Here is a 13333-nt window from a genome sequence, read left to right on the forward strand (position 1 = left end):
GCGGCGATGGTGGCCGAGCCGGAGCGCGTCCACCTGCTGGAGAACCCCGGCAAGCTCGGTCTCGGCCGGGCGTACGCCACCGGTTTCGCCCGGGCGCTGTCCTTCGACCAGTACGACGTCGTCGTGCAGATGGACGCGGACGGCTCGCACGCGGCGAGCGATGTCGACCGGCTGGTCGCGGCCGCCGAGGACGCCGACCTCGTGATCGGCTCGCGCTACGTCCCCGGCGGGAGCAGCCTCGGCCTGGTCGGGGCCCGCGGCCTGCTCTCCCGCGGGGGCAACAGCTACGCCCGGCTGCTGGTCCACACCAAGGTCAACGACCTCACCGGCGGCTTCAAGGCCTGGCGCGCGACGCTGCTGGCGAAGCTGATCGGCGAGGCCACCGGCAGCGACGGCTACGCGTTCCAGATCGAGATGACCGTGCGGGCCGCTCGGGCCGGCGCCCGGATCGTCGAGGTGCCGATCACGTTCCACGCTCGGCGCGCGGGCAGCTCGAAGATGGACTGGCGGATCGCCGCCGAGGCGGCCTGGCTGGTGCCTTGGATGGCCCGGCACTACTCGTCGCGCCGCAACGGCGCCCGGCAGGGGTAGGACATGGCCGAGACGCCGCAGGAGTTCTACGACCGCGTGGTCGCCGCGTCAACGGACGGCCGGCTGCCGGTCCCGTCGTCGGTGACCGACTCGGAGATCTTCCCGTTCGAGACCGAGGGACTGCGGGTTCGCCCGCTGTCCCCGCCGGTGCTTCCCGAGCCGCCGCGAGCCGGCGAGGAGGGTGGTGCACCGTGCGCCCGCTGCGCCCTCGGCGAGGAGCAGGCGCTCTGGGGCGACGAACGCTGGCTACTGGTGCCGCCCGGCGAGCCGGTCGGCCTGCCGTTCGCCGCATTGCTGATGCCGCGCGAGCATCTCGACTTCGGCGAGCTCGACGGTGGGCTTGCGGCCGAGCTCGGCCGCCTGCTGGTCGCGATCGAGCGTGCGGTGAAGACGCTCGATGGCGTCGCCCGCGTGCACGTCAACATCTGGGGCGACGGCGGCGAGCATCTGCACGTGTGGTTCCTCGCCCGCCCGCTCGGGCTGCTCCAGCTGCGCGGGTCGTGCCTGCCGGACTGGTTGGACCTGCTGCCGGCCAGGCCGGCCGAGGACGTCGCCGCCGACCAGCGGGCCGTGGTCGACGCGCTCGTTGTGTCGTACGGCGGGCACTCGCTGATCGACCAGTAGCGAGAGCGTCCTACTCGGCGAGCCGCCGCGCGTTGGCCTCGACGTCCTCGACGCCGCCGCACATGAAGAACGCCTGCTCCGGCGCCTCGTCGAACTCGCCCTCGCAGAGCCGCTTGAACGAGTCGATCGTCTCGGCCAGCGGCACGAACTTCCCGGGGATGCCGGTGAACTGCTCGGCGACGAAGAACGGCTGGGACAGGAACCGCTCGATCCGGCGCGCGCGGTTGACCGTGATGCGGTCCTCCTCGGACAGCTCGTCGATGCCGAGGATGGCGATGATGTCCTGCAGGTCGCGGTAGCGCTGCAGGATCTCCTGGGTACGCCGAGCGGTCTGGTAGTGCTCGTCGCCGACGTACCGGGCGTCGAGGATGCGGGAGGTCGAGTCCAGCGGGTCGACCGCCGGGTATATCCCCTTCTCCGAGATCGACCGCGAGAGCACTGTCGTGGCGTCGAGATGCGCGAACGTCGTGTGCGGCGCCGGGTCGGTGATGTCGTCGGCGGGCACGTAGATCGCCTGCAGCGAGGTGATCGAGTGGCCGCGGGTCGAGGTGATCCGCTCCTGCAGCTCACCCATCTCGTCGGCGAGGGTCGGCTGGTAGCCCACGGCCGAGGGCATCCGGCCGAGCAGCGTCGACACCTCGGAGCCGGCCTGGGTGAACCGGAAGATGTTGTCGATGAACAGCAGCACGTCCTGGCGCTGCACGTCGCGGAAGTACTCGGCCATCGTCAGGCCGGCCAGCGCGACCCGCAGCCGGGTGCCCGGCGGCTCGTCCATCTGACCGAACACGAGCGCGGTGTCCTTGAGGACGTCGGCCTCTTCCATCTCGAGGTAGAGGTCATTGCCCTCACGGGTGCGCTCGCCGACGCCGGCGAACACCGAGCGACCGCCGAACTGCTGCGCGACCCGGCGGATCATCTCCTGGATGACGACGGTCTTGCCGACGCCGGCGCCGCCGAACATCCCGATCTTGCCGCCGCGCACGTACGGCGCGAGCAGGTCGATCACCTTGATGCCGGTCTCGAACATCTCGGTCCGCGGCTCGAGCTCGTCGATCGGCGGCGACGGGCGGTGGATCGGCCAGCGCTCGTTGACCTCGATCGTGGAGATGTCGACGTCGAGCGGCAGGCCGAGCACGTTCCACACATGACCCAGCGTCGCGTCGCCCACGGGGACCGAGATCGGAGCGCCGGTGTCCTTGGCCTGCGAGCCGCGCACCAGACCGTCGGTCGGCTGCATCGAGATCGCGCGCACCATGTTGTCGCCGATGTGGCCGGCGACCTCGAGGGTCAGCGTCCTCGTGTCGTCCCCGAGCGTGCGCTCGACCTCGATCGCGTTGTAGATCTCCGGCATCTCGTCGGGCGCGAACTCGACGTCGACGACAGGCCCGATCACCCGGACGATCCGGCCGATCCCACCGCCCTCGTCGGTCGTCGACTGCTCTTCAAGCGTGGCGGTCACTGAGTACTCCCTGATCCGGCGGTCACAATTCGCTCCCTGAGCCGGCGAGCGCCTCTGCGCCGCCGACGATTTCCATGATTTCCTGCGTGATCTCGGCCTGCCGGGCCGAGTTGGCATCGCGGGTCAGCTGCTTGATCAGATCGTCCGCGTTGTCGGTCGCCGACTTCATCGCGCGCCGCCGGGCGACCTGCTCGCTCGCGGCCGCATCGAGCATCGCGGCGAAGATCCGCGCGGTGAGATAGCGCGGGAGCAGGGCGTCGAGTACGCCGACACCCTCCGGCTCGAACTCGATCAGCCCGCTGGCTCCCTCCGAGCCGCCGTCGTCCGACCCGGACTCGGAGTCCGACTCGGCGAAGTCCTCCGGGTCGAGCGGGATCAACCGGAGCGCCACCACCTTCTGCGACGCCATCGAGATGAAGTGCGTGTAGACCATGTGGATCTCGTCGACACCGCCGTCGTCGGATCCCTTGACGAACTGCTCGAGCAGCGCAGCGCTGACCCGGCGCGCGTCCTCGAGCGACGGCTGCTCCGAGAACCCCGTCCAGTTGTGCGAGATGTCGCGACCGCGGAAGCGGTAGTAGCCGAGGGCCTTGCGCCCGACGAGGAACGGCATCGTCTCGATGCCGTTCTCGCGCAGCCGGGTGGTGGCCTGCTCGCCGGCGCGAAGCACGTTCGCGCTGTAGCCGCCGGCCAGCCCGCGGTCGCTGGTGATCACCAGCAGCGCCGCCCGCGACGGGTTCTCGCGCGGGGTGACCAGCGGATGCTCCGCGTTGACGACGCCCTCTGCGGTGACCGTCCGCACGACGCCCGTGATCGCCTCGGCGTACGGGCGTGACGCCGTGATCCGTTGCTGCGCCTTGACGATCCGGGACGCCGCGATGAGCTCCATCGCGCGCGTGATCTTCTTCGTCGACTGGACCGACTTGATCCGTCGCCGATACTCGCGAAGCTGGGCACCCATCGGTCAGGCTTCGTCCGAGTTGCCGTCGTCGCCGTCGTCGCCGTTGTCGGTGTCGCCGTCATCGCCGCCGTCGTCGCTCGTGCCGGCGGAGTCCTCGGCCTCGTCCTCCTCGACCTTCGACTTCAGGTCGTCGCCGCCGATCGCCTCGCCGCTCGAGGTCTCGAACTGCTTCTTGAAGTCGCTGATCGCGTTCTCGAGCTGCTCGGCAAGCCCGCCCTCGACCCGCGCGCCGGAGAGGATCTCGTCGTAGATGCCCTTGTGCTGGCGCCCGACGTAGTCGAGGAACTCGCGCTCGAACTTCGAGATGTCCTCGGTCGGCACGTCGTCGAGCGACCCGGAGGTGCCGGCCCAGATCGAGACCACCTGGCGCTCCACCGGGTACGGCGTGTACTGCGGCTGCTTGAGCAGCTCGACCAGCCGGGCACCGCGCTCGAGCTGCGCCTTCGATGCCTTGTCGAGGTCCGAGCCGAACGCCGAGAACGCCTCGAGCTCGCGGTACTGCGCGAGGTCGAGCCGCAGCCGGCCCGCGACGCCCTTCATCGCCTTGGTCTGCGCGTTGCCGCCGACCCGGGAGACGGAGACGCCGACGTTGATCGCGGGACGCACGCCGGAGTTGAACAGGTCGGTCTCGAGGAAGATCTGCCCGTCGGTGATCGAGATGACGTTGGTCGGGATGTACGCCGAGACGTCGTTGCCCTTGGTCTCGATGATCGGCAGCCCGGTCAGCGAGCCGCCGCCGAGGTCGTCGGAGAGCTTGGCGCAACGCTCGAGCAGCCGCGAGTGCAGGTAGAAGACGTCGCCCGGGTAGGCCTCGCGGCCGGCCGGCCGCCGGAGCAGCAGCGAGATGTTGCGGTAGGCGTCGGCCTGCTTCGACAGGTCGTCGAAGATGATCAGCGCGTGCTCGCCGGCGTACATCCAGTGCTGGGCGATCGCGGAGCCGGCGTACGGCGCGATGTACTTGAACGCGGCCGGGAACGACGCGGGCGCGGCGACGATGGTTGTGTAGTCCATCGCGCCGGCCTCCTGCAGCGCGTTGTGGACCTGCGCGACCGTCGAGCCCTTCTGGCCGATCGCGACGTAGACGCACTTCACGATCTGCTTCTTGTCGCCGGACTTCCAGTTGTCGCGCTGGTTGATGATCGCGTCGAGCGCGACCGCGGTCTTGCCGGTCTGCCGGTCGCCGATGATGAGCTGACGCTGGCCGCGGCCGATCGCGGTCATCGAGTCGATCGCCTTGATCCCGGTCTGCAGCGGCTCCTTCACCGGCTGGCGGGACATGACGTTCGGGGCCTGCAGCTCCAGCTCGCGGCGCTCGGTAGAGGACACGTCGCCCTTGCCGTCGAGCGGGCGGCCGAGCGGGTCGACGATCCGGCCGAGGAACCCGTCACCGACCGGGACGGACAGCACGTTGCCGGTCCGGCGGACCTGCTGGCCCTCCTCGATGCCCTGCGACTCGCCGAGGATGACGCAGCCGATCTCGCGGACGTCGAGGTTCAGCGCGATGCCGAGCAGGCCGCCTTCGAACTCCAGCAGCTCGTTCGTCATGGCCGAGTGCAGGCCCTCGACCCGGGCGATGCCATCGCCGGTGTCGATGACGACGCCGACCTCCTCGCGTTCGGTCGTGGCGTCGTAGGACGAGACCAGCCCTTCGAGGGCGGCTCGGATCTCCTCGGGCCGGATGCTCAACTCGGTCACTGACTGCTCCTCGGTTCTCTGTTCTATGCCCGGCGCGGGCGAGTGCCCGAAACGCCGGTCAGCTTGCGGCGGGCTTCGTCGAGCTGGCGCGCGACGCTCGCGTCGATCAGCTCGTCGCCGACCCGGACCGTGAGCCCGCCGATCAACGACTCGTCGACCACGATCTCCAGCCGTAGCTCGTGCGCGTAGGTCTCGCTCAGTGCGGCCGCGAGATCGCGCTGCTCGTCCTCGGTCAGCTCGACCGCGGTCGTGACGTGCGCGATCAGCCGGTTGCGCCGCTGGGCGGCGAGGTTCGAGAGGTCCCGCAAGGCGTGCTCGATCGTCCGGCCGCGTGGCTCGAGGACGACACGCTCGAGCAGCGCGAAGGTGACGTCGGTCACCTTGCCGTCGAGCAGGGTGTGCAGCAGCTCGCGCTTGGGCTCCCCGCGCAGGTTGCGGTCGGTGAGGACCGACCGCAGCTCCGGCTCGGCGTCGAGGATCCGCCCGAAGCGGAACAGCTCGTCCTCGACCTCGTCGAGCTGGCCGGCCGCCTCGGCCGCCGCGAGCGACGCGTCGATGCCGAGCTCTTCCAGCGAGTCGAGCAGGTCCCGCGGCTGCGACCAGCGCGAGCGGGCCGCGGCGCGCACCAGCTCGAGCGCCGGAGCGTCGAGCCGCTCCGCGAACAGGCTGTCGACGACGCCGGCCTTGGTCTTCGACGGCGTCGCCGGGTCGGACAGCGCCCGGCGCAGCGAGCCCTGCGTCATCAGCAGCGAGACGACGGCGTACAGCTGCTCGGACAGGCCGATCAGGTCGCCGTCGGTCGGCAGCTGTTCGCGCAGCATCGACAGCGATGTGCGGCTGGCTCCTTGCATCAGCCCTGCTCCACCGGGCCCGAACCGGCGTGCTCGGCCTCGACCAGCTCGGTGGCGCCGACACCCGCGATGAAGTCCTCGACCAGCTTGCGCTGGCGGGCGTCACGTCGCAGCGAGTCGTGCACGATCCGCTCGGAGAGCGTCATCGCGAGCTCGCCGATCTCGTTGCGCAGCGCGAGGATGGTCTGCTGCCGCTCGGTCTCGATCCGCTCCTCGGCGCTGGCCAGCATCTCCTCGACCCGGGCCTGCGCCTCGGTGCGCGCTTCTTCGACGATCCCTGCGCGCTCGGCCTGGGCCTGCTCGCGCAGCCTGGACGCCTCCCGGCGGGTCTCGGCGAGGGCCTCCTTGTACTCGACCTCGGCGGCTTCGAGCCGGGTCTTCGCCGCCTCGGCGTCCTCGAACTGCTTGCGGATCGCCGCCTGCCGCTCGTCGATCAGCTTCGTGATCCTCGGGATGATCTTCTTGCCGAGGATGTAGAGCACGACCAGGAAGCAGATCAGCTCGAAGAAGAACGTCCCGTTCGGAACCAGGAAGTTGTTCGCCGCTTCGACGGCAGGATGATGCATGGTGCTGGGCACGGCCAACGTCACTTGCCGAGCACGAAGACGAACAGCGCGGCGAACGCCAGGTTGATGAAGTACGCCGCTTCGACCAGGCCGACGGTCAGGAAGAACTGACCGGTCAGCTGGCCCTGTGCCTCCGGCTGCCGTGCGATCCCGCTGATCAGCGCGTTACCGGCGATTCCGTCACCGACCCCGGCGCCGATGGCGCCGCCACCGAGCGCGAGACCACCGCCGATCAGACCGCCAGCGGTCTTGATCGCCGCCCCTGTTGTCTCTACTGCCACTTTCTCTCCTTAGATGCGACGCCCGGCATTGGGCGTCAGTGCTCGTCGGCCAGCGCTAAGCCGAAGTACAAAATGGTGAGGAACGAGAAGATGAAGGCCTGGATCGGGAAGATCAGCCCGATGTCGAACAGCTTCCAGATCACGTTGAACGGGCCGTACATCCAGAACAGGTAGACCGGCAGCAACGCGATCACCGCGAGCATCACTCCGCTCGCGAGCACGTTGCCGAAGAGTCGGAGCGCCAGAGCGAGCGGGTTGGCGATCTGGTCGATGACGATCGCGATGAACGCTCCGACCACCGGCGGCTTGGCCGTGATCATGTTCGTGACGTACCGGAAATGCTTGCGCTTGAACCCGATGTAGGTGTAGCCGACCACCACCACGACCATCAGCGCGAGCGTCAGGTTGATGTCCGCTGTGGGCGGGCCGAGCCGCTCCGGATGGTGGCCGGACGGGATCCACTCCAGCCAGTTGCAGAACAGGATGAAGATGAACAGCGAGAAGCCGAGCGGCACCAGCCACGGCGGGACGTCGTGCCCGACGGCGTCCTCGACATAGGTGCGGGTCTGGCCGAGCACCGTCTCGACGATGATCTGCGCCCGGCCCGGGACCTCGCTGGTGGCCTTGCGGGTCACCCACCACAGGAACAGCACGGTGGCGACCGCGGCGATCGTCGTGGTGTACATCGTGTCGACGTTGAAGGTCAGGCCGAGGAACTTCACGTGCGGGTGGTCGCCGACCTCGATGGTCGAGGCGAGAACCCGCGCGGTGGTGGGGCTCATCGGGCCACGACCCGGCGAAGTGGGCCCAGCAGCACCGACATCATGACCAGCTGGAAGACCACCAGCCCGACGAACACCGCCCAGCCGTCCGGCCGGTAGACCAGGGCGACCAGGATCGCGAAGACGGTGATGATCCCGAGCCGGGACAGCGAGGTCCGCATGACCGCGCCCCGCGGGTTGGCGGCGGCGGCGTCGAGGGACTGGGTGTCGGTCCACAGCTTGCGGGCGTTGAACCCGCCGAGCACGAGGCCGACGCACAGGAAGACGCCGACCAGCGGCGACCCGGCGACGACGGCAGCCACGATCGCGGCAACTCCCAGCCCACCGGCGAGGATCAACGCGTTGCGATACCCGCGCGCGACGGCGCTCCACTGAGCGTCGAGGGCCACCGTCTTCCTCTCACCGGTCGTCGGATCGGACGTCATTGTCTGGTTCGGCTCGGTCGGCTTGAACTGGGTCTGATGGAACTGGGCTGGTGCGCGTATAGGGCCGGATCACCTGGTAGGCGCCGGCGGCGCCAACCAAGATACCAATGAGTACGCCGAGCAGGGCGAGCAGGGGTGAAGTGCCAAACGCCCGGTCGCCGAGGACGCCGAGGAAGACGCCGAGACCGACGCAGACGCCCAACATCGACCCGATCCCGAGCAGCGTGCCGGCGTTCGGTGTCGGGCGGTTGGCGGGAGGGGCCATGGCGGGCTCAGCCGGTCCGGCCGGGGCTCACGGCTTGCGGCTGGTGCGGGTGGCGACGCCGATCCGGTGCCCCTTCGGGCCGAGCAGCGTGAGCGTGGTCGCCGTACAGGTGAACCGGTAGGTGTGCACCCCGACCTGGCTCAGGTAGCCCGGCCGGTGGTGGCCGCGGTAGGTGTAGCGGTTGGTGCTGCCCGCGCTCCAGCCGCGCTCGGTCACGGTCAGCTCGAGGTGCTTGCCGACCTTGGTCGCGTGCAGGAGCTGGGTGTTGGTGCCGCGGATCACCTCGGTGAGCGGGTGGCCCTGGAAGTGGCCGGTCAGCGGGAGCGACTTCTTCCAGTTGTCATGGTTGGTCCCCGACTTCGTGACGTGCATGACGTCGCCGCCGCCGGCGTGCATGACCACCGAGTGGCCGTCGAACTCGGTCCTGGTCCGGCTGTGCCCGGCGAGCCAGGTGCCGACCAGGCACTTGTCGCCGACCTTGTGGTGGGCCTGGTGGGCGCCCGACGAAGCCGGGGTCGCGGCGCCCGCGGAGCCCCCGGCGAGCGCGAGCGCGGCCGCGCCGATCGCCGCGAGCGAGAACCGCCAAGGTGTGATCCGCATCACGCACTCCTGATCCGGGCGAGCGTCCCCCGACCGGACACTAACCGATGCAGCAGGCGGTCAGTGGCCCGATGTCCGGTGCGCCAGCCGCAGCCGGGGCACGCTGCTCGCGACCAGCAGGATCGCCGCGGCGATCAGCACGAACGACAGGATCAGCAGGGGGCGGTGGTGCGCCAGCGCGACGGTCACCGTGCCGCCCGCGATCAGCGCGGACCAGCCGTACATCATCAGCACCGCGCGGGCGTGCGAGTGCCCGAGGCGCAGCAGCCGGTGGTGCAGGTGCTGCTTGTCCGGCGCCCACGGCGCCTGACGGGCGCGGCTTCGGCGTACGACGGCAAGAACCAGGTCTCCGACCGGTACGGCGACGATCGCGAGCGGCAGGAGCAGCGGCAGCAGCCCGGGCGCGAAGTCGTCGGCGGGCAGCGCGTTCGGGTCGAGCTGGCCGGTCAGGCTGAGCGTGGCTGCGGCGAGCACGAGGCCGAGCAGCATCGAGCCGGAGTCGCCCATGAAGATCCGCGCCGGGTTGAAGTTGTGCGGCAGGAACCCGATGCAGGCTCCCGCGAGCACCGCGGTCAGGAGCGTCGGCGCGGTCGCGCGGTCGAAGTGGTGCACCACGGACAGCTCGTAGGAGTAGGCGAAGAACGACAGCGACGCGATCGCCACGACCCCCGCGGCCAGCCCGTCGAGCCCGTCGATGAAGTTGATCGCGTTGATCGTGACGACCACGAACAGGATGGTCAGCGGCACGCCGAGGTCGAGCCCGAGCGAGAGCGCGCCCTGGCCGGGGATCGGCAGGTAGAGCAGCTGCACGCCGTTGAGGACCATGATCCCGGCGGCCAGGATCTGGCCGGCGAGCTTGGTCAGCGCGTCGAGCCCCCACCGGTCGTCGGCCGCGCCGAGCAGCACGAGCACCAGCCCGCCGAGCAGGACACCCCTGATGTCACTGGTCTGGAACGCCCGGTGCAGGGTGGGCAGCCGGCTCGCGACCAGCAGGCCAGCGCACAGCCCGCCGAAGATCGCCAGACCGCCGAGCCGCGGTGTCGGGATGGTGTGGACGTCGCGCTCGCGGACCTCGGTGTAGGAGTGGGTGGCGATGGCGAAGCGGCGCGCGTAGGGGGTCAGCAGATAGGTGACCGCCGCCACGAGCACCCCGGTAAGGACGTACTCGCGCACCGCCGATGCTCCTTCAGCCCCGAGGGTACGCCGGATGCGCCGTCACGAGGCCGCCGACGGCGGCGCCGATCTCGGCTGCGGCGGTCCCGTCGGAGTCGCGGACCGCGCGGGCGATCAGCCCGGCGATCTCCTTCATCTCCCCCTCGCCCATCCCCTGCGTCGTGACCGCCGCGGTGCCGACCCGCACGCCGGAGCCGATCGACGGCGGCTCCGGGTCGAAGGGGATCGAGTTCTTGTTCAGCGTGATCCGCGCGGCGTCGCAGCGGGCCTCGGCGTCCTTGCCCGTGACGCCGACCCCGCGCAGGTCGATCAGCGCGAGGTGGGTGTCGGTGCCGCCGCTGACCGGGCGCATGCCCTCGGCCGCGAGCCCCTCGGCGAGGGTCTGCGCGTTGGCGATCACCTGGCGGGCGTAGGCCTGGTAGTCCGGTGTCGACGCCTCCTTGAGCGCGACCGCCTTCGCCGCGACCGCGTGCATGAGCGGGCCGCCCTGGCTGAACGGGAAGACCGCCTTGTCGATCTTCGCGCCGAGCTCCTCCTTGCACACGATCATCCCGCCGCGCGGCCCGCGCAGGACCTTGTGCGTGGTGAAGGTAACGATGTCGGCGTACGGAACCGGGCTCGGGATCGCCTTGCCGGCGACCAGCCCGATGAAGTGCGCGGCGTCGACCATGAGGCGGGCGTCGACCTCGTCGGCGATCGAGCGGAACGCCTCGAAGTCGATCAGCCGGGGGTAGGCGGTCGCGCCGCAGATGATCATCTTCGGCCGGTGCTCGCGAGCCAGCTCGCGCACCTCGTCGTAGTCGATCAGCTCGTCGTCCTCGCGCACGCCGTAGGCGACCGTGTTGAACCACTTGCCGGAGAAGTTGACCTTGCTGCCGTGGGTCAGGTGGCCGCCGTGCGGCAGGCTCATCGCGAGCACGGTGTCGCCGGGGCTGAGCAGGGCGGCGTACGCGGCGAGGTTCGCGCTCGCGCCGGAGTGCGACTGCAGGTTGGCGTGCTCCGCACCGAACAGCGCCTTGGCCCGCTCGATCCCGATCGTCTCCGCCTTGTCGACGATCTCGCAGCCGCCGTAGTAGCGCTTGCCCGGGTAGCCCTCGGCGTACTTGTTGGACAGGGTCGACCCGAGCGCGGCGAGCACGGCGGGCGAGGTGAAGTTCTCGCTCGCGATCAGCTGCAGGCCGCCGCGCAGCCGGTCGAGCTCGTTCAGCACGACCACCGCGATCTCGGGGTCACTCTCTGACAGCGCGTCGAAGTCGGGTCCCCAGAACGGGGTGGCGTCAGTCATGTCGATCAGTCCCTCGTCCGGACGGGTCGTGGCGAGCGCGTGAAGGCCCGCTCACTCTATTCCGGTACCCCCGCCGCGAAGGCCCAGGCACACACACAGCCAGGGCACAGGAACGGCTCATACGGTGCTCAGGTCGGTTCAAGAGGGTCAGCCACACGGGGCAAATCGGACCGTAGGAGACGCCGATGACCACACAGCTGTCAGATCTGGGCACCGAGGACCTGTTCGAGGACTCGGTCGGTGATGCGGCCCTTGCCGCGCTGCTGTCGGCGAAGCCGGCCGACGACGGGATCCCCACGACGGTCTGGTGGCTGATCGCGGAGGCGCTGCGCAGCTCGGTGACGATCCGGCGTACGACGACCAGCGGCTCCCCCGCCGAGCGCGAGGACCTGCCGATTCTCGTGGCGGAGGCGCGGCTGCTCACCGAGGCGGCGCTGACCGAGCTCGCGGAGCAGTCCGGCGCGCGGCCGACCCCGCTGTCAGTGGTGCCGTCCGGCGGCGACGGGCACGGGCGGGTGGGCACCCGGCCGGCGTTCGGCCTTCAGCTGTCCGTGCTGTTCCTCGCGCGGATGCTCGTCACCCATCGCCCGACCACGCCGCAGCGGCTGGCGAACACCCTCGCCGCGCACCTGCGGGCGCTCGCCGTGTTCGAGACCGCGCCAGGGGTCGCCTGACCGGCTGCGCCTAGGTCGCCGGCGACGTCTCGATGTCGGCGGCGACCTCGCGCAGCCGGTCCAGGTCGAGCGCGCCGGCCCGAAGCACCCGCGGCACGTCCCCGGTCAGGTCGACGATCGAGGACGCGACCGGCCCGCTGGTCGGCCCGCCGTCGAGATAGACCGAGACGGCGGCGCCGAGCTGAAGCCGGGCGTCGAGCATCGTGGTGGCCGGCTCGTGCCCCGACCGGTTGGCACTCGAGGTGGCGAGCGGGCCGGTGCGCGAGATCAGCTCGAGGGCGATCTCGTTGTCGGGCATCCGTACGGCGACGGTGCCCTTGGTCTCGCCGAGGTCCCAGGCGAGGTGCGCGGTGTGCTTGACGATCAGGGTCAGCGCGCCGGGCCAGAACACCTCGATCAGCTCCTTGGCGGTGTCGCTCAGGCTCTCGACCAGCGCGTCGACCATGTGCTCGTTCCCGACCAGGACCGGCACCGGCATGCTCCGGTCACGGCCCTTGGCAGCGAGCAGGGCCTCGACCGCGACCGCGGAGAACGCGTCGGCGCCGACGCCGTACACGGTGTCGGTCGGGAGCACGACCAGCTCGCCGTGCAGGACCGCCTGGACGGCGGCGTCGATGCCCTCGGCGCGCTCGTCCTCGCGCGAGCAGTCGAAGACGCCGGTCTTCACGGCGCGTTCCCGACGCTGAACCGGGACCGGCCGGTCAGGTCGTCGTGGTCCGTGACGTCGCGGTAGCCGGCGTCGCGGAGCAGCTCGGGCACGGACCGATTGTGGCGTTCGGAGTGCTCGACGACCAACGTCCCCCCGGGTCGCAGCAGTCCCAAGCCGCGCTCCGCCACCCGCCGGATCACGGCGAGCCCGCCGTCATCGGCCCACAGCGCCTCGCCCGGGTCGTGGTTGCGGACCTCGGGCTCGACCAGGTCGTACTCGTCCGCAGGGACATAAGGAGGGTTCGACACGACCACGTCGACGGATCGGCCGAGCCCGGTCGGGGCGTCGCCGAGGTCGGCGAGGTGGAGCTGCACGCGATCCCCGGCGTCGAGTGCGTCTGCGTTGCGCTGCAGCCACTCGAAGGCAGCCGGGAACCGCTCGACCAGGTGGAC

At 70.2% G+C, this 13333-nt stretch carries 17 protein-coding genes; 3 read left to right on the top strand and 14 right to left on the bottom strand.

Annotated features, from left to right (window positions below; genetic code table 11):
• Both VME70_13125 and VME70_13130 read left to right on the top strand, forming a co-directional pair.
• Nucleotides 1-591, top strand: a 591-nt coding sequence (locus VME70_13125) for a glycosyltransferase (GenBank protein ID HTW21141.1), incomplete at its 5' end; no start/stop codon positions are given.
• Between the two features lie 3 nt (nt 592-594).
• The gene (locus tag VME70_13130; GenBank protein ID HTW21142.1) at nt 595-1215 is read left to right on the top strand and encodes a hypothetical protein; all 621 of its coding nucleotides are present in this window, start codon (nt 595-597) and stop codon (nt 1213-1215) included.
• A 10-nt stretch (nt 1216-1225) separates the two neighbouring features.
• On the opposite strand, the gene atpD is transcribed toward VME70_13130, so the two are convergent.
• From atpD to glyA, 12 genes are all read right to left on the bottom strand, one after another.
• On the bottom strand, nt 1226-2674 hold the full coding sequence (atpD, locus tag VME70_13135; protein HTW21143.1) for a F0F1 ATP synthase subunit beta: 1449 nt from the start codon (nt 2672-2674) through the stop codon (nt 1226-1228).
• Between the two features lie 22 nt (nt 2675-2696).
• Nucleotides 2697-3635 carry a F0F1 ATP synthase subunit gamma gene (locus tag VME70_13140; GenBank protein HTW21144.1) on the bottom strand — a complete coding sequence of 313 codons (939 nt, stop codon included), beginning with the start codon at nt 3633-3635 and terminating at the stop codon, nt 2697-2699.
• Between the two features lie 3 nt (nt 3636-3638).
• On the bottom strand, nt 3639-5330 hold the full coding sequence (gene atpA / locus VME70_13145; protein HTW21145.1) for a F0F1 ATP synthase subunit alpha: 1692 nt from the start codon (nt 5328-5330) through the stop codon (nt 3639-3641).
• A gap of 23 nt (nt 5331-5353) precedes the next feature.
• Nucleotides 5354-6181, bottom strand: coding sequence for a F0F1 ATP synthase subunit delta (locus tag VME70_13150; GenBank protein ID HTW21146.1), 828 nt, complete (start codon nt 6179-6181; stop codon nt 5354-5356).
• Complete coding sequence (locus VME70_13155; GenBank protein ID HTW21147.1) at nt 6181-6747, bottom strand: F0F1 ATP synthase subunit B; 567 nt, start codon at nt 6745-6747, stop codon at nt 6181-6183. The genes VME70_13150 and VME70_13155 overlap by 1 nt, the downstream gene beginning before the upstream one ends.
• A 20-nt stretch (nt 6748-6767) precedes the next feature.
• The gene (locus VME70_13160) at nt 6768-7001 is read right to left on the bottom strand and encodes a F0F1 ATP synthase subunit C (protein HTW21148.1); all 234 of its coding nucleotides are present in this window, start codon (nt 6999-7001) and stop codon (nt 6768-6770) included.
• 62 nt (nt 7002-7063) lie between these two features.
• Nucleotides 7064-7810, bottom strand: coding sequence for a F0F1 ATP synthase subunit A (gene atpB, locus VME70_13165; protein HTW21149.1), 747 nt, complete (start codon nt 7808-7810; stop codon nt 7064-7066).
• Nucleotides 7807-8199 (bottom strand): hypothetical protein, encoded by a 393-nt coding sequence (locus VME70_13170; protein HTW21150.1) that lies wholly within the window; start codon nt 8197-8199, stop codon nt 7807-7809. The genes atpB and VME70_13170 overlap by 4 nt, the downstream gene beginning before the upstream one ends.
• Before the next feature lie 10 nt (nt 8200-8209).
• The gene (locus VME70_13175; protein ID HTW21151.1) at nt 8210-8500 is read right to left on the bottom strand and encodes an AtpZ/AtpI family protein; all 291 of its coding nucleotides are present in this window, start codon (nt 8498-8500) and stop codon (nt 8210-8212) included.
• A 27-nt stretch (nt 8501-8527) separates the two neighbouring features.
• The gene (locus VME70_13180; protein ID HTW21152.1) at nt 8528-9100 is read right to left on the bottom strand and encodes a hypothetical protein; all 573 of its coding nucleotides are present in this window, start codon (nt 9098-9100) and stop codon (nt 8528-8530) included.
• Between the two features lie 60 nt (nt 9101-9160).
• On the bottom strand, nt 9161-10273 hold the full coding sequence (locus VME70_13185; protein HTW21153.1) for an MraY family glycosyltransferase: 1113 nt from the start codon (nt 10271-10273) through the stop codon (nt 9161-9163).
• Nucleotides 10274-10286: 13 nt separating this feature from the next.
• The gene (gene glyA / locus VME70_13190) at nt 10287-11558 is read right to left on the bottom strand and encodes a serine hydroxymethyltransferase (GenBank protein ID HTW21154.1); all 1272 of its coding nucleotides are present in this window, start codon (nt 11556-11558) and stop codon (nt 10287-10289) included.
• 185 nt (nt 11559-11743) lie between these two features.
• Between glyA and VME70_13195 the strand changes: the two genes are divergently transcribed.
• Entirely contained in the window at nt 11744-12232 is a 489-nt protein-coding gene (locus VME70_13195; protein HTW21155.1) for a hypothetical protein, read from the top strand.
• A 10-nt stretch (nt 12233-12242) separates the two neighbouring features.
• On the opposite strand, the gene VME70_13200 is transcribed toward VME70_13195, so the two are convergent.
• Both VME70_13200 and VME70_13205 read right to left on the bottom strand, forming a co-directional pair.
• Nucleotides 12243-12899 carry an L-threonylcarbamoyladenylate synthase gene (locus VME70_13200; protein HTW21156.1) on the bottom strand — a complete coding sequence of 219 codons (657 nt, stop codon included), beginning with the start codon at nt 12897-12899 and terminating at the stop codon, nt 12243-12245.
• A partial coding sequence (locus tag VME70_13205) for a peptide chain release factor N(5)-glutamine methyltransferase (GenBank protein ID HTW21157.1) occupies nt 12896-13333 on the bottom strand: 438 nt, incomplete at its 5' end. The genes VME70_13200 and VME70_13205, both read right to left, overlap by 4 nt.

This window comes from Mycobacteriales bacterium, from assembly GCA_035504215.1.
Taxonomy (GTDB): Bacteria; Actinomycetota; Actinomycetes; order JAFAQI01; family JAFAQI01; genus DATAUK01.